The sequence below is a fragment of the Streptomyces sp. NPDC029122 genome (assembly GCF_055569445.1).
In genome coordinates this window covers 76,331-98,041 of record NZ_JBVHWK010000029.1, presented here as the reverse complement: position 1 = coordinate 98,041, position 21,711 = coordinate 76,331, and the positions used below count along the sequence as shown (strand labels likewise).

Annotated in this window: 17 protein-coding genes; 5 read left to right on the top strand and 12 right to left on the bottom strand. The window is 70.1% G+C overall.

The annotated features are described in order from the left end of the window. Window positions 1–10 precede the first annotated feature (10 nt). The gene (locus ACZ4WZ_RS27815; RefSeq protein WP_467894458.1) at window positions 11–1,747 is read right to left on the bottom strand and encodes a polysialyltransferase family glycosyltransferase; all 1,737 of its coding nucleotides are present in this window, start codon (window positions 1,745–1,747) and stop codon (window positions 11–13) included. Then, window positions 1,744–2,721 carry a glycosyltransferase family 2 protein gene (locus ACZ4WZ_RS27810; RefSeq protein WP_467894456.1) on the bottom strand — a complete coding sequence of 326 codons (978 nt, stop codon included), beginning with the start codon at window positions 2,719–2,721 and terminating at the stop codon, window positions 1,744–1,746. Before ACZ4WZ_RS27810 ends, ACZ4WZ_RS27815 begins: the two co-directional genes overlap by 4 nt. Window positions 2,722–2,993: 272 nt before the next feature. Between ACZ4WZ_RS27810 and ACZ4WZ_RS27805 the strand changes: the two genes are divergently transcribed. The 4 genes from ACZ4WZ_RS27805 to ACZ4WZ_RS27790 are packed head-to-tail and all read left to right on the top strand — an operon-like array spanning window position 2,994 to window position 7,050. Then, complete coding sequence (locus ACZ4WZ_RS27805; RefSeq protein ID WP_467894455.1) at window positions 2,994–4,271, top strand: DUF6716 putative glycosyltransferase; 1,278 nt, start codon at window positions 2,994–2,996, stop codon at window positions 4,269–4,271. Between the two features lie 35 nt (window positions 4,272–4,306). Then, entirely contained in the window at window positions 4,307–5,065 is a 759-nt protein-coding gene (locus ACZ4WZ_RS27800; RefSeq protein ID WP_467894453.1) for an acylneuraminate cytidylyltransferase family protein, read from the top strand. 3 nt (window positions 5,066–5,068) lie between these two features. Beyond that, window positions 5,069–5,989, top strand: a complete 921-nt coding sequence (locus ACZ4WZ_RS27795) for an N-acetylneuraminate synthase family protein (RefSeq protein WP_467894451.1) — start codon at window positions 5,069–5,071, stop codon at window positions 5,987–5,989. Further along, window positions 5,986–7,050, top strand: a complete 1,065-nt coding sequence (locus ACZ4WZ_RS27790) for a hypothetical protein (protein WP_467894450.1) — start codon at window positions 5,986–5,988, stop codon at window positions 7,048–7,050. The genes ACZ4WZ_RS27795 and ACZ4WZ_RS27790 overlap by 4 nt, the downstream gene beginning before the upstream one ends. Here the strand turns inward: ACZ4WZ_RS27790 and ACZ4WZ_RS27785 are convergent. Then, window positions 7,024–8,154, bottom strand: coding sequence for a PLL family lectin (locus ACZ4WZ_RS27785; RefSeq protein ID WP_467894448.1), 1,131 nt, complete (start codon window positions 8,152–8,154; stop codon window positions 7,024–7,026). The genes ACZ4WZ_RS27790 and ACZ4WZ_RS27785 overlap by 27 nt on opposite strands. 155 nt (window positions 8,155–8,309) lie before the next feature. On the opposite strand from ACZ4WZ_RS27785, the gene ACZ4WZ_RS27780 reads away from it, so the two are divergent. After that, window positions 8,310–9,419: an LCP family protein gene (locus tag ACZ4WZ_RS27780; protein ID WP_467894446.1), complete on the top strand. Its 1,110-nt coding sequence runs from the start codon at window positions 8,310–8,312 to the stop codon at window positions 9,417–9,419. A 13-nt stretch (window positions 9,420–9,432) separates the two neighbouring features. Here ACZ4WZ_RS27780 and ACZ4WZ_RS27775 read toward each other — a convergent pair whose 3' ends face one another. From ACZ4WZ_RS27775 to ngcE, 9 genes are all read right to left on the bottom strand, one after another. Next, entirely contained in the window at window positions 9,433–10,929 is a 1,497-nt protein-coding gene (locus ACZ4WZ_RS27775) for an amino acid permease (RefSeq protein WP_467894445.1), read from the bottom strand. 110 nt (window positions 10,930–11,039) lie between these two features. Further along, a complete protein-coding gene (dxs, locus tag ACZ4WZ_RS27770; protein WP_467894444.1) occupies window positions 11,040–12,953 on the bottom strand; it encodes a 1-deoxy-D-xylulose-5-phosphate synthase in 1,914 nt (637 codons plus the stop codon). A gap of 252 nt (window positions 12,954–13,205) precedes the next feature. Then, window positions 13,206–14,465 (bottom strand): sugar ABC transporter permease, encoded by a 1,260-nt coding sequence (locus ACZ4WZ_RS27765; protein WP_467894473.1) that lies wholly within the window; start codon window positions 14,463–14,465, stop codon window positions 13,206–13,208. Between the two features lie 29 nt (window positions 14,466–14,494). Further along, on the bottom strand, window positions 14,495–15,283 hold the full coding sequence (locus ACZ4WZ_RS27760) for an ATP-binding cassette domain-containing protein (protein ID WP_388938517.1): 789 nt from the start codon (window positions 15,281–15,283) through the stop codon (window positions 14,495–14,497). 177 nt (window positions 15,284–15,460) lie between these two features. Then, window positions 15,461–16,576 (bottom strand): sugar ABC transporter substrate-binding protein, encoded by a 1,116-nt coding sequence (locus tag ACZ4WZ_RS27755; RefSeq protein ID WP_467894443.1) that lies wholly within the window; start codon window positions 16,574–16,576, stop codon window positions 15,461–15,463. Window positions 16,577–16,693: 117 nt separating this feature from the next. Next, on the bottom strand, window positions 16,694–17,908 hold the full coding sequence (locus ACZ4WZ_RS27750; RefSeq protein WP_467894442.1) for an ROK family transcriptional regulator: 1,215 nt from the start codon (window positions 17,906–17,908) through the stop codon (window positions 16,694–16,696). 339 nt (window positions 17,909–18,247) lie between these two features. After that, window positions 18,248–19,177 carry a carbohydrate ABC transporter permease gene (locus ACZ4WZ_RS27745; protein WP_467894441.1) on the bottom strand — a complete coding sequence of 310 codons (930 nt, stop codon included), beginning with the start codon at window positions 19,175–19,177 and terminating at the stop codon, window positions 18,248–18,250. A gap of 12 nt (window positions 19,178–19,189) precedes the next feature. Continuing rightward, window positions 19,190–20,134: a carbohydrate ABC transporter permease gene (locus tag ACZ4WZ_RS27740; protein WP_467894439.1), complete on the bottom strand. Its 945-nt coding sequence runs from the start codon at window positions 20,132–20,134 to the stop codon at window positions 19,190–19,192. 38 nt (window positions 20,135–20,172) lie between these two features. After that, window positions 20,173–21,597, bottom strand: a complete 1,425-nt coding sequence (gene ngcE, locus ACZ4WZ_RS27735; protein WP_467894438.1) for an N-acetylglucosamine/diacetylchitobiose ABC transporter substrate-binding protein — start codon at window positions 21,595–21,597, stop codon at window positions 20,173–20,175. Window positions 21,598–21,711: the final 114 nt, after the last annotated feature.

The window sequence follows — 21,711 nt, the reverse complement described above, 5'->3', positions numbered from 1 at the left end:
CGTTCCCGTGTCACCTGCGGCCCAGCCGGCCGGGTTTGACCAGGCGCTGGGCGGCCGGCGAGTCCGGATTCAGGCTCAGTGCCCGCCGGCCCGCCTCGCGGCGCAGGTCGTCGCCGGGCTTGCCCAGTTTCGCGGCGGTCTCGGCGATCCGCAGCCAGACCAGGGCGCGCCCGCTGTCCGCGGAGATCTGGACGGCCCGCTCGATCCGCCGCCTGGCCTGGTCGGTCTCCTTGCGGCGGATGTGGGCCTGGGCCATGCCGATGAGCAGGTCGAGGTTCTCGTGCTCGGCGAGCAGCCGCGCGCCCACCTCCAGGACGCCCCGGTCGTCCTTCGCCTCGACGAGGGAGGCGAAGCCGCTGAGGGTGATGTCGGTGAAGGGCGCGTCGTCGTCGGCCCGCTCCCTGGCGGCAAGGAAGGTCCAGCCCTTGCCGCGCCGCCACTTCCAGGTGCGCGGGCCCGGCAGGTCCAGGCGGGTCCGGGTCCGCTCGTTGAAGTGCATGGACAGCTCGGGCCGGCCCTCCCACTGGTCGACGGCGGCGGCCACGTACTCCTCGGCCACCGGGCGCAGGAAGGCGTACCGCTTGGGCTGCATGCAGTAGCCGACGGCCTGGACGTACGGGGTGACCTCGCCCCGGATGTACCCGACGTCCAGCACCCGGTCGGCCGGCGGGCCGGCCGGGGCGTCCAGGTCGGGCAGCAGGGCGTGGGTGAGGGTGGCGGGGATGCGGTTGCTGTTGGCGTACGGCCGCATCCGGCGGATCACCTCGAGCGCGCCGATCTGGGCGACGGGGATCCCGTACAGCGCGCGGGCGGTGAACAGGCCGGTGGAGAAGCAGCCGATGACCTGGCGGGGGCGCAGGTACTCGAAGACGGTCTCGGCGAGGACCGGTACGTCGAGCAGCAGGAAGGGGACCCCGGCCGCGCGGGCCGCCTCGCCGAGGGTGTCGGCGAGGCTCGAGGGGGCGCTGGGGTGGGGTTTGAAGACGATCGAGGTGTGGCCGAGCCGCAGCGCGTGCCGGAACATGCGCAGGTGCAGCTCCTCCTCTTCCTCCTCGGTGAGGATGCCGAGGGGGGAGAGGTACTGGCCGAGCAGGACGGCGCTGTCCGGGCCGGTCCGGGCGAGCTGCGGCGGGATCACCCGGTCGAGGATCGGCCGGCACTCGTGGGTGACCTCCGCCATCAGCTTGAGGACGGCGGCGGTGTGCACCGGCTGCGAGGGGATCCCGTACTCGGTGAGGAGCATGGGCAGCAGGGTGGGGACCAGGTCGAGGTAGAGCACCCGCTCGATGCGGCCGTGGATGCCGCGGGGCAGGTCGTTGCGCGTGGGGCCGTAGCTCATGAGCCCGTCGGCGTACACGGCCAGCGTGGCGTCCGAGAAGATCTTGCAGAGCGTCTGGGCGGGCTTGACCTGGATCGATTCCACGACGAGTTCCAGGGGGCCCGGCCGGATGCCGATCTTCTCCGCCATGACGGTGCGCCACAGCGGGGCGTCCTCGTCCCGGGGGGACCAGAGCGCCGGGTGGAACGGGTAGATCAGGTCGTTCCAGTAGACGACGCGGTGGAAGCGCGCGAGCACGGCGGCGGCGCCCGGCATCTGGTGGAGGGGGGTCGCGACTTCGGGGATGTCGACGTTGTTGCACACGAGCAGGATGCGCTCGCGGTCGTCGTGACCGAGCTGGCCGGCGTCGATGGCGGCGGCCACCGTCATGGCTCCGTAGAGGGTGGAGGCGGCGAATATCCGGGTCATCGGGCGGCGGCGCCCAGGTGACGGGACATCAGTGCTCTGAGCTTCTTCACGCGTGTGGAGTCCATTCCTTCCAGCGTCCCCTCGAGGACGTCCTGGGGGAGGTCGAAGAGGATCTGCGCGGCCCGCTCCATCAGCAGGCCGCGGGTGAGTTCCTCGTACGACTCGGCGCGGTCCATGTGAATGACGATGAGCGCGCAGAGGGTTCGCATCGCCTTGAAGGAGAGTTCATATCCGCGCGGATGTCCCGCGAGTTCCTCGAATATGAGGCGGAAGGCCGGAAGGAAGTCGAGCTGCCGCTCGTCGGGGACCTTCGTCAGGGAAGTGGCCACATCCCGGCGGTAGAAGATGCCGTGGAGGTCGACGACTCCGAAGGAACGCGTCCGCAGGTGCAGCTTGTAGAACCAGGGGCGGTCCTCGGCGGTGCGCAGGCTCTCGTCGAAGAACAGCGCGCCGGCCTCAAGGAGGCGCTCGCGGTCGTAGATGCCGGCCCAGGACTGCGGGTAGTCCATGAAGGTCGAGGCGTCGACCGGGCCGATGTAATCGGCGGGATTCAGCGGAAGGGCCCTCGGCGCGAGGGGCGCCATGACGATCTTCCGCTTTCTGCCGTAGACACGGACATGGCCGGTGCGCAGGAAATCGACGCCGGCCTGGCTCATCCAGCCGACCAGTTGCGCGAGATATCCGGGGGCGTACCAGTCGTCGCCGTCGAGGAAGGTGAAGAAGCGTCCGCGGGCGGCCGCGAGGCCTATGTTGCGGGTGGCCGATATCCCCAGGTTCCGCTCGTTCCGGATCAGTACGGCACCGGGAATCCCCGGCACCATTTCCCGCAGGATCTCTGACGTCCCGTCAACGGATCCGTCGTCCACGACGATGAACTCGAAATCCTCCCGGGCATTGAGCGCCAGCGACTTGAGCGCCGTCCGGCAGAACTCCCGGACGTCACACATCGCGACGATCACCGAAAGGGTCACCACCGGAAGCACTCACCTTCTCCCCATTGCCCACACACCTCCGCCGAAGCCGCACGGACGGACCGGACATCATGATAGAAGCGCCCGGAGAGGCTCCCGGAACCCCCGGGTGTGACGTACAACTCCCTCGGCGGTCGAAGCCTTTTCGTGACACATAAGGCTGAGGTGAGCATGTAGGGTCTATCGGGCCCGGCGGCAGTCCCGCCCCTGCCCGCGCTCGGCCGCGGGTACGCCGACGGCAGTTGGGCTCCGCCGACCGACCCGGGAATCACCAAGTGCGCATCCACGTGCTCGCAGACTCCGACACCCGCTGGAAATGGGGCGCGGGGCTGGCGGTGGGCCTGGCACCGGGCAGCGAGGTGCACGCCCACATGCTGCGCGGCCGCAGCACCCCGACCGCGCGCCAGCTGGCGGAGGTCGGCATCACCCCCGCCTCGATCACCGAGGCCACGCTCGCCGGTTTCGCGGCGGCGCCGGAACTCGACGGAGCGGATCTGATCATCCTGGGCACGGTGGGCGGCGCCACGCACGCGGCCCTGCACGCGCTCGCCCACCGGTTCGCGGGGGCGCCCCGGCGGCCGATCGTCATGACCGGTTACGTCGGCGTCGTCTACGAGAAGATGGCCGACGGGCTCCTGCTGCGCGCCGGCGCCGACATCGTCCTCGCCAACAGCCCTTTCGACCGGCGCCGTTTCACCGAGGTGTACGAACCCCTCGGAATTCCCGTTTCCTGCATCGTCCAGACGGCGCTCCCCTTCCTCGACCAGAGACCGTACGACCCGAGCCGGACCCACGCCACCCACCCCTATACGGTGTGCTTCGCCGTCCAGCCCTCGGTGCCCGCCGACCGCAACGGCCGGCTCTACATGCTGCGCCGCGCCATATCCCACGCGCGACTGCGCCCGGGGCGCGACGTACTGGTCAAACTCCGCAGCAGGCCCGGCGAGGCGACCACCCATGTGGAGGCCTTCCACTACCAGGTCCTCGCGGAACAGCTGGAAGAACCGCTGCCGCCCAATCTGCATTTCGTCTACGGAAACATGTCGGACACCCTCGACCGTACCGACCTGCTGGTGACGGTCAGTTCCACGGCCGCGCTCGAATCGATGCACCGCGGAATGCCGACCGCCATCCTCAGCGATCTCGGCGTTCGGGAAGTCCACGGAAACCACTATTTCACCGGTTCGGGCTGCATCACCGACTGGACCGCGATAGACGAGGGCGACGCCCCGCTCGCGGACGAATCCTGGACGGCCGACCAGGGCATCCGCGCGGTCGATCCGTACGGGGAACTGCGCCACCGCATCGAACGGTTGCATGGTGTCCCGCTGCCGCCGATATCCCCGTACTACACGGCCGACAGCGCGCCCGAATACGTGGGGACGCTGCTTCGCCGCCGGGGCCTGAACCCGGACGGCTCCCCCGGCTCGGGCGCCGCCGCGGGGCGCCCGAGCGGCCCCATGCGGCGCACCTCCCGCCGCGTGCTGAAGGTGGCCTACCAGTTCGGGGTCCAGCGCGTGGCCCCGAAGATCCAGCAGTGGGGCGGCGTATGAGCGCCCCCGTCGTCGGCACCCCAGGGGGAAGCCTCGTGAACGTCACCGCCGTCATACCCGCCCGGGGCGGCTCCAAGGGCATCCCCGGGAAGAACACCGCCGAGGTCGGCGGGGTCCCGCTCGTCGCCCGCGCGGTCCTCGCCTGCCGGGGCGCGGCCCACGTGACCCGGGTCGTGGTCTCCACCGACGACGCGGCCATCGCGCGGGCCGCCCGCGAGGCCGGCGCCGAGGTCGTCGACCGCCCCGCCGAGCTGGGCTCCGACCGGGCCTCCAGCGAGTCGGCGCTGCTGCACGCGCTGGACGTGCTGGAGGAGCGGCACGGGGAGCCCGTGGACGTCCTCGTCTTCGTCCAGTGCACCAGCCCCTTCACCACCCCGGAGGAGGTCGACGGGACGGTCCTGGCCGTGGTCCGCGACGGCGCCGACTCCGCCTTCACCGCGGTGCCCTTCCACGGCTTCCTGTGGGGCACCGGCCCCGACGGGGCCGGCCCGGGCCACCACGCGCACGGGGTCAACCACGACAGCTCCGTACGCCTGCGCCGCCAGGACCGCACCCCCGAGTACCTGGAGTCGGGCGCCGTCTACGCCATGCGCGCCGACGGCTTCCGCCGGCACGGCCACCGCTTCTTCGGCCGGACCCAGCTCGTCCCCACGGCCCCGGAGCGGGCCATCGAGATCGACGAGCCCGGCGACCTCGGCCGGGCACGGGCCCTGGCCCCCCTCCTCGACCCGCAGCAGACCCCGGCGGCCCCGTCGTCGCCGGACTCCTCGCAGTACCCCGGAAAGGAACTCTGAACAGTGGTGCACAGCAACCGGATCCGCCGCATCGGGAACAAGGAGGTCGGCCCCGGCCGGCCCACCTATGTGATCGGTGAGATCGGGATCAACCACAACGGTGAGCTCGCGAACGCCCTCGCGCTGATCGACGCGGCCGCCGACGCGGGCTGTGACGCGGTGAAGTTCCAGAAGCGCACCCCCGAGATATGCACCCCGCGCGACCAGTGGGACATCGAGCGGGACACCCCCTGGGGGCGGATGACCTACATCGACTACCGCCACCGCGTGGAGTTCGGCGAGGACGAGTACCGGGCCATCGGCGAGCACTGCGCCGCGCGGGGCCTCGACTGGTTCGCCTCCCCGTGGGACACCGAGGCCGTGACCTTCCTGGAGAAGTTCGGCGTACCGGCCCACAAGGTGGCCTCCGCCTCCCTGACCGACGACGAGCTGCTCCTCGCCCTGCGCGCGACCGGCAAGACGGTCATCCTGTCCACCGGCATGTCCACCCCCCAGCAGATCCGGCACGCGGTGGAGGTGCTGGGCAGCGCCAACGTCGTCCTGCTGCACGCCACTTCGACGTACCCGGCCAAGGCGGAGGAACTCAACCTGCGCGTGATCAACACGCTCCAGGAGGAGTACCCCAACGTCCCGATCGGCTACTCCGGCCACGAGACCGGCCTGCAGACCACCCTGGCCGCCGTCGCCCTCGGCGCCTGCGCCGTCGAGCGGCACATCACCCTCGACCGCGCCATGTGGGGCTCCGACCAGGCCGCCTCCGTCGAGCCCGGCGGCCTCGCCCGGCTGGTCCGCGACATCCGCACCATCGAGACCGCCCTCGGTGACGGCGTCAAGCGCGTCTACGCCTCCGAACTGGGCCCCATGAAGAAGCTCCGCCGCGTCCAGGGCACCCTCGCCGCCGAGGGGGTGACGGCCTCGGCATGAGCGACACCCTCGCCCTGGTGGAGAGCCCGGCTCAACTACTGAACGTCCTCGAGTGGGCGTACGTCCACCCGGGCGAGGCAGCGTCCCTCACCATCGCCGTCCTCCAGCCGACGGACCCGCGCTCGCGCGCGCAGGTCCGCCGGCTGTGCCGGTTCGCCTCGCAGTCCAAAGTGGTCTGGCGGCGCTACGAGGTGCGCGCCGGCTACCTGGGGCGGGCGGGCGAACTGGTCCGGCTCGGCCGGGCGGTCGCGGCCGCCCGCCGCCTGGTCATCGGGGACCTGTTCTCCCGTACGATCCAGCTGCTGCTGCCCCGCTCCAAGGCCCGTGAGGTGGTCGTCGTCGACGACGGCACCGCCACCACCGAGCTGGTCAGCCTGCTCACGTACGGCCAGCAGCTGACCCGCTGGCACCAGGGCGAGCTCAAGCCCTCCGCCAAGGGCGGCCCGGTGAACCGCTGGCTGGCCCGCGGGGACCTGGAACGGGCCACCTTCTTCACCTGCATGCCGGTCACCGCGCCGCCCGGCACCGAGGTACGGCCCAACGACTACGCCTGGAGCCGGGCCTCCTTCGGTCCGGTGCGCGTGCGGTCCGGGGCCGACCTGGCGGGCAGCTCCCTGGTGGAGACCGGCGTCGTCGACGAGGACCGGTACATCGAAGCGGTCGGCTGGATCGCGCGCCACCGGGCGGCCGGGCGCTACTTCGCGCACCGCAGGGAGAGCGGCCCCAAGCTGGAGCGGATCGCCCGGCTCACCGGCATGGAGATCGTCCACCCCGAGCTGCCGCTCGAACTGACCGCGCTGACCGAGCCCATCGGCCGGACCGTGCTGACCTTCGCGTCCACCATCGCCTACACCCTGCCCATCGTGCTGGCCGGCTCCCCCGTGCGGGTGGAGCTGTGCGACATCGACGACGCCTGGATCACCCCGGACACGGCAGGGCGCTCCGTGGACTTCCTGCGCCGGATATCGGCGCTGGCGGTGGACCGGCACAACCTGCCGAGGATCCCGCCCCAGGGGCGGCGGCGCCCCGAGCCGTCAGAACCGCTGCCAGCGGCCCAGTGACAGGCCGGAACTGTCCTTCTGCCGGTTGACCAGCAGTTCGCCCCGGGCACCGATACAGGCGATGACGACCATGCCCCGGGCGTCGACGGCGAGGGCCGGGGAGCCCAGGCACTCCTCGCCGATCTCGGTCCACCAGAGTCCGGCCGCCTCGTGTTCCGTGGGGTACGCCGCGAGGGCGGTGCGCCCGTTCACCGCCCGGTAGGCCAGCACCGTGCAGTCGTAGCCGTCGACCAGCGCGCGTACGGCGGCCACCGCCCCGACCGCCGGCCCGCCGCCCAGCCCCAGCACGCCGGCGCCGTCCCGGCAGGCGAACACCCCGCTCCCGTCGGCCGCGTGCCAGAAGTGGGTGACGCGGCCCGGAGCCGTCTCCAGCGTGCGCACCGAACCGTCCTGGACCAGGTACGGGATGTCCTCGACCCGCTCCAGCGGGCCTTCGGGCCCCGACTGGGCCCAGCGGGAGAGGCCCCTCTCGCCGGGGGCGGCCAACCAGATCCGGCCCTCGGGGGTGGAGTCGGCGCCGGTGCCCTCGAAGAACTTGCTGCCCCGGAGGTCTTCCCAGTCCTGCCAGCCGCCCTTCCTGTCCTGGCGTCTGACGTGGACGCCGCGCCCGGCGTTGCGCACGAAGACGTGGGGCGCGCCCTGGGCGTCCACCGCCAGCGTCGGCGGGCCGCCGCGGTGGGACATCCCGGGTCGCTGGTAGAGGGTGCCGAGGGAATGCCAGGGGCCCATCGGGCGGCCGCTCTGGTACTGCACCGCGTGGTGGTAGGTGACCGTCTCGGCGTCCTCGGTCCTGGTGCGGCGCCGGCCCGCGAAGTGGGCGTACCCGTCCGGGCCCTGGCCCACCGTGAGGTCGGTCAGCCCGTCGGCGGGGAAGAGGTCGGGGCCGCTCCAGCCGGGCCCGCCGGGGGCGCGCTCGGTCCAGCGGAGCAGGCCGTCCTCGGCGCGCGCGTAGGCCGTGAGCCGGCCGTCCTTGCCGGCGAGGAGCCAACGGCCGGTCAGGGGGCCCAGCGCCACGGTGTTCCAGTCGCCCGCGGGGGCTCGGCCCGCTCCGGGGGAGGGCCGCTCGGGGGACCTGTTCGGAGCGCGTCGGGATCGCGTCGCCATGAACCGCAGCAACCCTTCCGCTTCACCATTCGAACAGAATCAGGATACCCCGGGGGCCCGGGGCGGCCTCCTGCGTCTATGTTGTAGCCCGCGAGATCCCCCCGAGATCCCCACCGGATCTCCCGCCACCCGTTCGGAAGGACCGGTCCCCGGGCATGACCTCAGACTCCACCCCCACCACGGCTCCGCCCCGCTCGCGCGCCGCACGGATCCGGCGGGGGCTCGCCTGGACGGCGGCCGTCGTGGTCCTCGGCGCGGCGGGGTCCGGCTGGTGGGCCTACGACCACCTCAACGGGAACATCGACAGCGTCGACCTGGACCAGGCCATCGGCACGGACAACCGGCCGCCCAAGTCGGCCGGGAACGCGCGGAACGTCCTGGTGCTCGGCTCCGACTCGCGGGCCGGCGCCAACCGCGAACTGGACCACGGCGACGTCAGCGGGGCCCGCTCCGACACCGCCATGCTGGTGCACATACCCGAGGGCCGGGCCAGGGCCACCGCGGTGAGCATCCCGCGCGACACCCTGATCACCCGGCCCGAGTGCAAGGACAAGGACGGCAGGACCGTCCCCGAGGCCGGCCGGGTCATGTTCAACTCCGTCTACACGCTGGGCGGTCCGGCCTGCGTGGTCAAGACGGTGGAGCAGCTGTCCGGGATCCGCGTGGACCACTTCGTCGAGGTGGACTTCGCCGGCTTCAAGGGGCTGGTGGACGCCCTCGGCGGGGTCACCGTCACCCTCGACCGGCCGATGACCGGCGCGAAGGGCGGCCTCAAGCTGGACGCGGGCACGCACCGGCTGAACGGCACCGACGCGCTGAAGTTCGTACGGACCCGCTACGGCTACGGGGACGGCAGCGACCTCGGACGCATAGGGCTCCAGCAGCAGTTCATGATCGCGATGCTGTCCGAGATCAAGAACCAGGACGCCTTCGGCAATCCGGCGCGGCTCTACAAGCTGGCCGACGCCGGCACCAAGTCACTGACCACCGACTCCGATCTGGCCTCGCTCACCGCGCTGTCCGACTTCGCGCGGAGCGTGAAGGGCGTGGACCCGTCCACCATGGAGACCATCATGCTGCCGGTGGCCTACGACAAGGTGGACCGCAACAGGGTCGTCGTCGCACAGGAGCAGGCCTCCCAGCTGTGGGAGGCCCTGCGCACCGACCAGAAGGTCCCCGCCTCGGCGAAGGACTCCCCCGCCAAGGGCGGCCCGGGCGCCAAGTCGCCGGCGCCCAAGCCGTCCCCGTCGGCGGGTTCCCGGTGAACCGCCGCGTCCGCTAGTACTCCGCGTCCTGGCCGGCCTGGCCCAGGCGGCTCTTGCGCCTGCCGTACAGGAAGTAGACGACGATGCCGACCGCCATCCAGATCCCGAAGCGCAGCCAGGTCTCGGCCGGCAGGTTGAGCATCAGCCAGAGCGAGGCCGCCATCGACAGGATCGGGATGAACGGCACCCACGGGGTGCGGAAGGCCCGGTGCAGGTCGGGGCGGGTCCTGCGCAGGATGATCACGCCGAGCGCCACGATGACGAAGGCGAACAGGGTGCCGATGTTGACCAGTTCCGCGAGCTTCTCGAGGCTGGTGAACCCGGCGACGACGGCGATGAGCACGCCGAGCAGCAGGGTGGCCCGGTAGGGGGTGCGGTACTTCGGGTGGGTGACGGAGAAAACCCGCGGCAGCAGTCCGTCACGGCTCATGGCGAAGAACACGCGGGTCTGGCCCAGCAGCAGGATCATGCACACCGTGATGAGGCCGACGGACGCCCCGAGGCTGATGGCCCCGGAGAAGAAGGGCTGGTCCACGGCCTTGAAGGCGTCGGCGAGCGGGGCGGTCGGCGACATCTCCCGGTAGTACTGCATGCCGGTGACCACGACCGTCACCGCGACGTACAGCACCGTGCAGATCAGCAGCGAGCCCAGGATGCCGCGGGGCATGTCCCGTTGGGGGTTCCTGGTCTCCTCGGCCGCGGTGGCCACGACGTCGAAGCCGATGAAGGCGAAGAAGACGAGTGAGGCCGCGGTGAAGATGCCCATGACGCCGAAGTTGGTGGGTGCGTAGCCGAACAGCAGCTGGACCAGTGGCGCGTGCCAGCCGGCTCCGCCGGCCTGTGGCTCGGCGGGCGGGATGAACGGCGAGTAGTTGTCGGCCTTGATGAAGAACAGGCCCGCGATGATGACCAGCATCACCACGGTGACCTTGATGGCGACGACGACCGCGGTGATGCGGGCCGACAGCTTCGTCCCGATGACGAGGACCGCGGTCAGCACCAGGACCAGCAGGAAGGCCAGCAGGTCGAAGGTTCCGCCCTCGTCGGGCCCGGACAGCGCGACGGGCATGTCCCAGCCCAGGTTCGTGTGCATGAGGTGGCGTACGTATCCGGACCAGCCGACCGCCACGACGGCGGTGCCGAGCGCGAATTCGAGCACCAGGTCCCAGCCGATGATCCAGGCGGGCAGCTCGCCGATCGAGGCGTACGCGAAGGTGTACGCCGAGCCGGCCACCGGGACGGTGGACGCGAACTCCGCGTAGCAGAGCGCTGCGAGGGCGCAGACGACGCCCGCGGCCACGAAGGCGAGGGCGGTGGCGGGTCCGGCGTTGTTCCGGGCCGCGATGCCCGTGAGGACGAAGATGCCGGTGCCGATGATGACGCCGACACCGAAGACCGTCAGGTCCCAGGCGGAGAGCGATTTGCGGAGCGCGTGCTCCGGCTCCTCCGTGTCACGGATGGACTGTTCCACCGTCTTGGTGCGGAACGGGCTGTTCTGATCCGTGCTCACCTACGCACCTCCCAAGAAGTACGCGAACGGGCCGGGAGGCCCACCCCTCAAGGGTGATCTCCCGGCCCGTGACGTGCAACCGCGCGGTCCGGCCCGTCCGGCCCCTCCCGCTAGTCGATGGCGGCGGGCTCGTTCTCGTAGCGCCCGTCCAGCTTGGCGACCAGACCGGTGACCTGGCGGGCGATGTCCGGAGCGGTCAGGCCGATCTCGGCCATGATCTCCTTGCGCAGCGCGTGGTCGAGGAAGCGCTGCGGGATGCCGAAGTCGCGCAGCGGCACGTCGACCCCCGCGTCGCGCAGGGCCTGGGATACGGCCGCGCCGACCCCGCCGGTGCGGCCGTTGTCCTCGACGGTGACGACGACCCGGTGGCGGTCCGCGAGCGGGGCCAGGGCCTCGTCCACGGGCTTGACCCAGCGGGGGTCGACCACGGTCGAGGAGATGCCCTGCTTGTCCAGGAGGTCGGCGATCTCCAGGCACATCGGGGCGAGGGCGCCGACCGAGACGAGGAGTACGTCCGGCCGGGTGACCTCGGGGGCCGGGGCGCGCAGGACGTCCATGCCGCCGATCCGGCCGACGGCGGGGACGGCCGGGCCGACGACGCCCTTGGAGTAGCGCACGACTGTCGGGGCGTCCTTGACCTCGACGGCCTCGCGCAGCTGGGCGCGCAGCTGCTCGGCGTCGCGCGGGGCGGCCAGGCGCAGGCCGGGGACGACCTGGAGGATGGACATGTCCCACATGCCGTTGTGGGAGGCGCCGTCGTCACCGGTGACCCCGGCCCGGTCCAGCACGAAGGTGACCCCGCACTTGTGGAGGGCCACGTCCATGAGGACCTGGTCGAAGGCGCGGTTGAGGAAGGTGGCGTACACCGCGAAGACGGGGTGGACGCCGCCGGTGGCGAGCCCGGCGGCCGAGGTGGCGCCGTGCTGCTCGGCGATGCCGACGTCGTAGATGCGGTCGGGGAAGGCCTCGGCGAACTTGTGGAGGCCGACCGGGTGGAGCATGGCGGCGGTGATGCCGACGATGTCCTCGCGCTCGTGGCCGAGCTTGACCATCTCGTCGGCGAAGACGGAGGTCCAGCTGGCGGCGGCGGTCTTGACCGGCAGCCCCGTGTCGGGGTGGATCACGCCGACCGCGTGGAAACGGTCCGCCTCGTGCTCCAGCGCCGGGGTGTAGCCGCGGCCCTTCTGGGTGAGGCAGTGGACGATGACCGGGCCGCTGAAGCGCTTGGCACGCTGGAGGGCGGACTCCAGGGCTTCCATGTCGTGGCCGTCGATGGGGCCGATGTACTTCAGGCCCAGGTCCTCGAACATGCCCTGCGGGGCGATGAAGTCCTTGAGGCCCTTCTTGGCGCCGTGCAGGGTCTCGAAGAGCGGCTTCCCGACGACCGGGGTGCGCTCCAGGATCTCCTTGCCGCGGGCCAGGAAGCGCTCGTAGCCGTCCGTGGTGCGCAGGGTGGCCAGGTGGTTGGCGAGGCCGCCGATGGTGGGGCCGTACGAGCGCTCGTTGTCGTTGACGACGATGACGAGCGGGCGGTCCTTGGCGGCGGCGATGTTGTTCAGCGCCTCCCAGGCCATGCCTCCGGTCAGCGCGCCGTCGCCGATGACGGCGGCGACGTGGTGGTCCTCGCGGCCGAGCACCTCGTTGGCCTTGGCGAGGCCGTCGGCCCAGCCCAGCACCGTGGAGGCGTGGGAGTTCTCGATCACGTCGTGGTCGGACTCGGCGCGCGACGGGTAGCCGGACAGGCCGCCCTTGGCTCGCAGGTTCCCGAAGTCCTGGCGGCCGGTGAGCAGCTTGTGGACGTACGCCTGGTGGCCGGTGTCGAAGAGGACCTTGTCCTTGGGCGATTCGAAGACCCGGTGCAGGGCGATCGTCAGTTCGACCACGCCGAGGTTGGGGCCGAGGTGCCCGCCGGTCTTGGAGACGGCGTCGACGAGGAAGGACCTGATCTCGGCGGCGAGCTGGATCAGCTCCTCCTGGCTGAGCCGGTCCAGATCGCGCGGTCCCTTGATGCGGGTCAGCAGCACCCGTGCCTCCTTGCAGTTGCTTGCTGGTCTGTCGAGTCTAATGTTCCGCTCGCGGAGCCGGTCATCGGGCGGTGCCTGGCGGGCCACACCTGTGTCATACCTGTGCACCCCGCAGCGGCGTCACACCTCCCGAACGGGTGTATACCTGCACATCCGTACGCATGCGCGCACGCACGGGTGCCCGGTGCCACACGGAGTGGCACCGGGCACTGTGACGGGTCTTACCGCCCGGGATCGGCCCAGGTCGCGCGGTCAGGCGCGGCCGGCCGTCTTCTGGGTCTTGCGGGTCACCGAGTCGATGACCACCGTGGCCAGCAGGACGGCACCGGTGATCATGTACTGGATCGGGGTCGCGATGCCCTCCAGGGCCAGACCGTACTGGATGCTGGTGATGACCATCACACCGAGGAGGGCGTTCCACGTCCGTCCGCGGCCGCCGAAGAGGCTGGTTCCGCCGATGACGGCCGCCGCGATGACGTTCATCAGGAGGTCGCCGGCGCCGGCGCTCTGGTTGGCCGCCGCGATCTTGGAGGCCCAGAAGAGGCCGCCGATGGCCGCGAAGGTGCCCGCGATCGCGAAGACCGCGATGCGGATCCCGTTGACGTTGATGCCCGCGCGGCGGGAGGCCTCGACGCTGCCGCCGAGGGCGAAGACGTTGCGGCCGAAGGTGGTGCGGCGCAGGACGAAGTCCGTGCCGACCAGGGCCACCACGAAGAGCACCAGGGCCAGCGGCAGGCCCTTGTACTGGTTGAACACGACGGCGGGGCCGAACGTGAACAGGGCCAGCATGCCGGTGCGCAGCAGGATCTCGCTCAGGGGCCGCGAGGGGACCCCGGCGGCCTCCCGGCGGCGGTTGTCGAAGAAGGTGGCGAGGAAGTACGCCACCGTGGCGAGCGCCGCGAGGCCGTAGCCGGCGGCCACGTCCGAGAAGTAGTACGTGGTGAGCTGCCCGACCACGCCCTCGGAGTCGAGGTTGACGGTGCCGTTGCTGCCCAGGATCTGGAGCATCGCGCCGGACCAGAACAGCAGGCCGGACAGGGTGACCGCGAAGGCGGGTGCACCGATCTTGGCGAAGAAGAAGCCGTGGACGGCACCGATCAGGGCGCCGCCGGCGACGGCGGCGAGGATCGCGAGCCACTCGTTGATGCCGTGGGTGACGGCGAGGACGGCCACGATCGCGCCCGAGACGCCGCTGACGGAGCCGACCGAGAGGTCGATCTCGCCGAGCAGCAGGACGAAGATGATGCCGACGGCCATCATGCCGGTGGCGACCATGGTGATCGCGATGTTGGAGAGGTTCTCCGGGGAGAGGAAGTTCGAGTTCAGCCCCTGGAAGATGCCCCAGATGATGATCAGGCCGAGGACGACCGGGATGGAGCCGAGGTCGCCGGCCTTCATCTTGCGGCCGAACTCGCTCAGGTAGCCGGACAGCCCCTGCTCGCGCACGAGCAGGCGCGGGTCCACCACGGGAATCGCGTCCGCCGGGGCGGCGGGGTTGGCCAGCTTGGCCACCTCTTCCGCCGAGGTGTGGTGTTCGGTGCTCACTTGCGGGCCTCCCCGGTGCGGGCCGCCCGGCGGGTCACGGCGTTGTCCGTGGCCCCGGTGATGGCGGAGATGATCTCTTCCTGCGAGGTGTCGGCGACGTTGAAGACGCCGTTGTTGCGGCCCAGCCGCAGCACCGCCACCTTGTCGGCGACGGCCTTCACGTCGGCCATGTTGTGGCTGATGAGGATGACCGCGTGGCCGCGCTCGCGCAGCCGCTCCACGAGGTCGAGCACCTGTGCGGTCTGCTCGACGCCGAGGGCGGCGGTGGGCTCGTCGAGGATCACGAGCCGGGGCTCGCCCAGCATGGAGCGGGCGATCGCCACGGTCTGGCGCTGGCCGCCGGAGAGCGAGGCGATGGGGATCCTGACACTGGGGATCCGGATGGACAGGGTGGTCAGGAGCTCGCGGGCGCGGCGCTCCATCTCCACCTCGTCGAGGACGCCGAAGCGCTTGAGCTCGCGCCCGAGGAAGAGGTTGCCGACGACGTCGATGTTGTCGCACAGCGCGAGGTCCTGGTAGACGGTCGCGATGCCGAGGTTCTGGGCGTCGTGGGGCTTGTTGATGGAGACCGGGCGGCCCTCCCACTCGATGACTCCGTCATCGATGGGGTGCACGCCGGCGATCGTCTTGACCAGCGTGGACTTGCCGGCGCCGTTGTCGCCGACCAGGGCGACGACCTCACCGGAGTGGATCTCGAGTTCTACGTCGGTCAGGGCCTGGACGGCGCCGAACCGCTTCGAGACCCCTCGCAACGCCAGCACGGGCGCAGCGGACACATGAACCATCTCCTTCGCCGCCTGACCGGCGGGGATGTCGTGCAAAAGAGCAGGAGCGGGGCGGATGGGGGATTCGACAAGCGAAAGATGAAGCGTTTCTGCCCGGCACCCCGCGGGTGGCGGGGTATGAGGTGCGGGGCACCGGGCAGGGCGGGTGGGCCGCCGCGCGAAGGCGGCGACGGGGCCTTACTTGAGGCCGATGGCGGCACAGGCGGCCGCGAACTTGTCGGTGCAGATCTCCTCGACCGTGTAGACGCCGTCCTTGACCACGGTGTCCTTGATGTTGGCCTTGGTGAGGGAGACGACCGGGATCAGCACGGACGGAACGCCCTTGGAGGTCGGGCTGTCGACCTTGTTGTTGATGATGCCGTCGATCTTCTCGCCCTTGGCGAGGGCGACGGCCATCTCGGCGGCGGCCGCGGCCTCGGGGGCGTACGGCTTGTAGACGCTCATGAACTGCTCGCCCGCCACGATCCGCTGGACGCCGGCCAGTTCGGCGTCCTGGCCGGTGACCGGCGGGAGGGGGGACAGACCGGCGGCCTTGAGGGCGGTGATGATGCCGCCGGCCATGCCGTCGTTGGCCGAGTAGACGCCGATCACCTTGTCCTTGCCGAGCGCGGTGAGCGCGCCCGCCATGTTGGTGTTGGCGTTCTCCGGCTTCCACTCCTTGGTGTCGTACTCCTTGCCGATGGTCACCTTGCCGTCGAGGACGGAGTGGGCGCCCTTCTTGAACAGCGCGGCGTTCGGGTCGGTGACGGAGCCGTTCATCATGACGATCTGGCCGTCCTTGGCCTTGTCGCCCAGGGCCTCCAGCAGGGCCTTGCCCTGGACCTTGCCGACCTCTTCGTTGTCGAAGGAGGTGTAGGCGTCGATCGGGCCCTCCGCCAGGCGGTCGTAGGCGACGACCGGGATGCCGGCGTCCTTGGCCTTCTTGACCGAGCCCGCGATGGCCTTGGCGTCGACCGCGTCGATGATCAGGACGTTCACCTTGTTGGTGATCATCGTGTCGACCTGCGAGTTCTGCGTGGTCGCGTCCTGCTTGGCGTTGGCGTAGACCACCTCGGCCTTGCCGCCGGTGAGATCGGCGACCTTCTTCTCGATCAGCGGCTTGTCGAACTTCTCGTAGCGCGCGGTCTGGTTCTCCGGCAGGAGCAGACCGACCTTGATGGCGTCACCGGCGGCGGCGGAGCCGGAGGGCTTCTTCTCGCCGCCCGCTTCCTTGGCGCTGCCACATGCGGCCAGCGAAACGGCCATGGCACCCGCGGCGACGGCTACGGCGGCTCTGCGCATACGCGTGTTCATTCGTTGAACCTCCCTGACGAGGCCGCAACGCTGCGGCCGAGGTGGATGTGAGTCAACCCCGGCCGCAATTTGTCGTCAAGGAGTGAATCCTTAACGAGATGACAACGGTGCCATCCGTTATCTAACTGAAGACATGACGGCGGGAGCTCGCACCCCAATGCCATTTTCCGCCAAAAGCGTCGAATCGCCCATCTCGCTGAGTACGAGGGCCAGTGCGCCGAGCACCTCCGCCCGGCCGCCCAACGAGCCCGTGAGCACCGACAGCTGACGGGCCGCGCTGGGGATCGCGTACCGCCCCACGGACTCGCGGATCGGCGACAGCACCAGTTCACCGGCCTCCGCCAGCGAACCGCCCAGCACCACCCGGCTCGGGTTCAGGAGGTTGCAGAGGCTGGCCACGCCGCTGCCGATGTGGCGGCCCACGTCGGTGACCACCCGGCGGCAGCCCGGGTCCCCGCCCCGGGCCAGCTCGACCACCTTCTCCATCGTCAGCTCGGGCCCGTGCGTGCCCTGGAGCAGCGGCAGCACGTAGCGCGCGGCGGCGAAGGTCTCCAGGCAGCCGCGGTTGCCGCAGCGGCAGACGGGGCCGGATTCGTCCAGGGTGATGTGCCCGATCTCCCCGGCGGTGCCGCCCGGTCCCCGGTAGATCTGGCCGTTGATCACCAGGCCCGCGCCCACACCGCTCGCGACCTTGATGTACGCCAGGTCGCGGACCCCCCGGCCGCTGCCCCAGACCAGCTCCCCCAGCGCGCCGAGGTTCGCGTCGTTGTCCACGTAGACCGGTACGCCCAGGCGCTGCGAGAGCTCCTGGCGCGGGTTGATCCCGGCCCAGCCCGGCAGGATCGCGGTCGAGCCCAGCGTGCCGGACTCCACGTCGATGGGGCCCGGTACGCCGAGCCCCACGCCGATGACCTTGTCGCGGGCCACGCCGATGCCCTGGACCAGGCGCCCGACCAGGGTTTCCGCCCGGTCGAAGCCGTCGACCCAGGAGGCGTCCACGTCCAGCGGCTCGGCCTCCTCGGCCAGCACCTGGTGGGCCAGGTTGCCCACGGCCACCCGCAGGTGGGTATGGCCGAAGTCCACGCCGATCACGATGCCCGCGTCCCCGCTGAGCGAGACGCTGCGGGCCCGGCGTCCGCCGGCCGAGGTGTCGGTGACCTCGACGGTCCCGCTCTCCTTGAGCTCGCGGACGATGTTGGAGACCGTGGCCGCCGACAGTCCGGTGGTGCGGGCGATCTCCGCCTGGGTCAGCGAACCGGCGAGGCGCACGGCCCGCACGACTCGTTCCAGGTTCGCGCGGTGCAGCGAGGACTGCGATCCGGGAGTCTGCACGACTCATCCACTCCTGCCATGAGCGACGGACATCCGTCGCGCCCCGGCCGGTGTCGCGGCTATGCGCTCCGAGACCCCCGGCTTCTCTCCAACTTGTGAACCTTAAGTCGAGCCTTTGGCCACTCCGCCGTCAAGACCCTGAGGCGGAGCGAACCGGACACATAGCCAGAAAGTATGAACAAGGGCTGCGAAGATCGTGCCATGGCCGCCGGGGCGCCGGTCCCTCCGCCCTCCTTCCCTTCGCACGCCCGGACTCTCCTGTCAGGCATACGTCACCCACGCCCGCGGCGCACCCCGTGGCACCGGCGCCGGCCGGACGGACGACCGGCCGGCCGGCCGCTACTTCAGCGTCGCCGAGGTCAGGCCGGCCTGGATCTGACGCTGGAAGGACAGGTAGACCACCAGCATGGGGATCATCGCGATGGTCACGCCGGCGAACAGCACCGGCAGGTCCGTCTCGTAGCCCATCTGGTACTGCAGCTGGATCAGACCCTGGGTGAGCATGTAGCGCTCGGGGTCCGATCCGCTCTGCGGCTGCATCAGCACCGACGGCAGGATGTACTGGTTCCACTGGCCCAGGACATTGAATATCCCCACGCTGATCAGGCCCGGCTTGGCCATCGGCAGCATCACCTGGAAGAAGATCCGGGTGTCGGAGGCCCCGTCGATCACGGCCGCCTCGTGCACCGCCGTCGGCAGGGTCCGGAAGAAGGAGTGCATGAAGAAGACGGTGAAGGGCATCGAGTAGGCGATGTAGACCAGGACCAGCCCCTGGTACGTGTTGAGCATGTCCAGGCGCTTGACCATGAAGAACAGCGGTACGAGCGCCAGGAAGACGGGGAACATCGCCCCGCTGACGAAGAAGTAGTAGATGATCCGGTTCCCCCGGAAGGGGTAGCGGGCCAGTACGTACGCGGCCATGGAGCCGAGCAGCATGGTCAGCGGGACCGAGAAGGCCATCACGATCAGGGTGTGGCCGAAGTAGCCGCCGATGCCCTTGTCCCAGGCACGGCCGAAGGCGTCGAAGTGCCAGCTGGAGGGCCAGCTGAGGGCCGAGGCCCCGATCTGCGTGTCGGTCTTGAACGATCCGAGCACCAGCCAGACCAGCGGCAGCACGATCAGTACCGCCCAGACGGCGAGGAAGCCGTGCGAGAAGACGTTGAGCGCCAGGCCGTCGGAGCGGCGCCCGCCGCCGTCCCCGCCCCGGCCGCCGGCGGCGCCGGACCGCTCCGCCGAGGGCTCGCCCGGCGCCTTGATCACTGTGGTCATCGTGTCTCCCGCTCAGAACTCGATGCGCTCGCGGCGGGTGGCACGCAGCGTGACGATGGAGAGGATCATGGTCAGGACGAGCATGACCACGCCCATGGCGCAGGCGTAGCCGCTCTTGCCGAAGTACAGGAAGTTGCGCATCAGCACGGTGGCCATGACCTCGCTGTGGTGGTCGGGTCCGCCGCCGAACTGGGCCGAGGTCATGGTCGACACCAGGACGAACATGTCCATCGCCGCGATGCCCAGGTAGACCGCGGAGGTCTGCACGGAGTCCCACAGCAGGGGCAGGGTGACCCTGAAGAAGGTCTGGGCACGGCCGGCGCCGTCCAGCAGCGCGGCCTCGTAGATGTCCTTCGGCACGGACTGCATGGCCGCCGAGAAGAGGACGAGGTAGAAGCCGACGCCGTGCCAGACCACCACGAGCAGCAGGCACCACAGGACGAGGTCGGGGTCGTTGAGCCATTCGACGGGATGGGCCGGATCGACCAGCCCGGCCCGGATGAGGAAGCCGTTGAGCAGGCCGCCCTCGTCGCTGCGGTACACCGCCCCGAAGAGCACCGCGAGGATGGCGAGGGAGAGGACCTGCGGGAAGAAGTAGACGATCTTGTAGAAGGCCGATCCGCGGACGCCCCGCACCCCGCCGGCCCCGCCGCGCCCTCCCGCGTTCACCATGAAGGCGAAGAAGAGGGCGAGCAGGATGGTGATCACCGGGACGAACACCAGGAGCAGCAGGTTGTGCCAGAGGGCGATGCGGAAGACCTCGTCCCTCATCAGGGCGGAGTAGTTCTCCAGGCCGACGAAGTCGAACGTCGGCGACTGGCCCGACCAGTTGGTGAAGGAATATCCGAACGTCTGAACGTACGGCCAGATGACGAAGGTCAGGTACAGTGCGAGCGGCAGGAGGAGGAAGCCGGCGATGAAGCCGGTCCTTCCTCCGCGCCGGGCTACGTGGCTCATGGTGTCCGTCCCTGATGACGCTGCCGGTGGACGTGTGGTCAGCTGCGGCGGTTGTTCTTGGCGTTGGGGTCCTTCGCAGCCTTGTCTACCGCAGCCTGGGCCCGCTTGATCCACTCCTTCGGCTGGATCCGCTGGGTCATCAGCTCATTGGACGCGTTCTGGATCTCGGCGTCCATCTCGCTGTACCAGTCGGGGTACAGGTAGTTGAAGGTGTTCGGGCCCGCCGCCTTGACGGCGGAGACGGCCGAGGCGGTGCCCGGGCGGAGCTTGACGCCCGGGTCGACCCCTTCCTTGACGACGGTGAGCGAGTTGGCCTGCTGGGCGAAGAGGGTGGACCATTCGCGTGACAGCATCGAACGCAGGAACTCCAGGCCGCCCGGCTTGTTGGCGGCCTTCTCCGGGACGATGAAGGGTTCGCCGGCCCCGGCCCGGATGGATTCGAAGGGGAGCTTGCTGTCGGCGAGGACCGGGACCGGCAGGAACTTCATGTCGAAGTCGTCGGGGGTCTGCTTGAGCTGCTCGTTCTCCAGCCAGGAGCCGGAGGGGATGAACGCCGCCTTGTACTGGTTCCAGGCGGTCTGGGATTCCGTGTGGGTCAGGCCGTTGGTGCCGGGCATGAGGTAGCCCTTCTCGACCACCTCGTAGACCGCCTCGACGGCGGCCAGGGCGGCGGGGTTGCCCTCGAAGGCGTTCGGCGCCAGGTTGTCGATGGCCTTCATGGCCTCCAGACCGCCCTTCTTGGCGATCAGGTCCATGATGACGACATTGATGTAGTACGGGAACTTGCCCTGGTGGGCCAGGCCGCCGATGCCGGCCTCCTTGGCCTTGGCGCAGACGGCCAGGAACTCGTCCCAGGTCTTGGGCTCGGTCCAGCCCTTCTCCTTGAAGAGCTTGCCCGAGTACCAGAAGCCGTAGACGGTGTAGACGTAGTAGAGGGCGACGAACTTGCCGCCCTGCGTGCCCTGTTCGACGGTACCGGGAATGAGCGTGTCCCGGACCTTCTTGCCGGGGTCGTCGAGCGAGGGCGCGTCGAGCACGACGCTGAGGTCGGCGAGCTGGCCGCCCTTCGCGAGGACGTCGATCTTGATCTGCTGGGCGCCGGAGTCGTCGACGACGTCCGGCGGGGTGCCGCCGTTGAAGCGGGGCTGGAGCTTGGCCGCGATCTCCTGGGTGCTGACGTGGGAGCTGGTGGTGCCCCACTTCTTGTCGAAGGCGGCCTCCCAGGCCTTCGCGTAGTCGTCGCCGAAGCCGCCCTTGAAGACGACCACGTCGAGCTTGCCGCCCTTGGCGACGCCGAAGGGGTTCTCCTTGGACACGACCCCCTTGTCGGGGCCCTTCGTGGTGCCCTCACCACCGGAGGCGCAGGCGGACAGGAAGCTCATCGTCGGCACGCCGATCAGTCCGAGCGCTGCGGAACGCTTGATCAGATCACGGCGGCCGAGGCCCTCACCAGTGGATCCCATGCTCATGTCCTCGCCTTCGTCAGGAGTGTGAAGGAGGCCGGAAATCGCGGCAGTTGCCACAAGGCGGGTCTCACCGCGGGCACCCCGGCATCCCCCGGCCCGGAGCCGCTGATC

What these genes read in the sequence shown, in the direction of transcription:
- ACZ4WZ_RS27785 (WP_467894448.1), bottom strand. Translation starts at nt 8,154, where the DNA reads ATGGCGACGCGATCCCGACGCGCTCCGAACAGGTCCCCCGAGCGGCCC.
- ACZ4WZ_RS27745 (WP_467894441.1), bottom strand. Translation starts at nt 19,177, where the DNA reads ATGACCACAGTGATCAAGGCGCCGGGCGAGCCCTCGGCGGAGCGGTCC.
- ACZ4WZ_RS27740 (WP_467894439.1), bottom strand. Translation starts at nt 20,134, where the DNA reads ATGAGCCACGTAGCCCGGCGCGGAGGAAGGACCGGCTTCATCGCCGGC.
- ACZ4WZ_RS27790 (WP_467894450.1), top strand. Translation starts at nt 5,986, where the DNA reads ATGAGCGACACCCTCGCCCTGGTGGAGAGCCCGGCTCAACTACTGAAC.
- ACZ4WZ_RS27815 (WP_467894458.1), bottom strand. Translation starts at nt 1,747, where the DNA reads ATGACCCGGATATTCGCCGCCTCCACCCTCTACGGAGCCATGACGGTG.
- ACZ4WZ_RS27760 (WP_388938517.1), bottom strand. Translation starts at nt 15,283, where the DNA reads ATGGTTCATGTGTCCGCTGCGCCCGTGCTGGCGTTGCGAGGGGTCTCG.
- ACZ4WZ_RS27755 (WP_467894443.1), bottom strand. Translation starts at nt 16,576, where the DNA reads ATGAACACGCGTATGCGCAGAGCCGCCGTAGCCGTCGCCGCGGGTGCC.
- ngcE (WP_467894438.1), bottom strand. Translation starts at nt 21,597, where the DNA reads ATGGGATCCACTGGTGAGGGCCTCGGCCGCCGTGATCTGATCAAGCGT.
- ACZ4WZ_RS27780 (WP_467894446.1), top strand. Translation starts at nt 8,310, where the DNA reads ATGACCTCAGACTCCACCCCCACCACGGCTCCGCCCCGCTCGCGCGCC.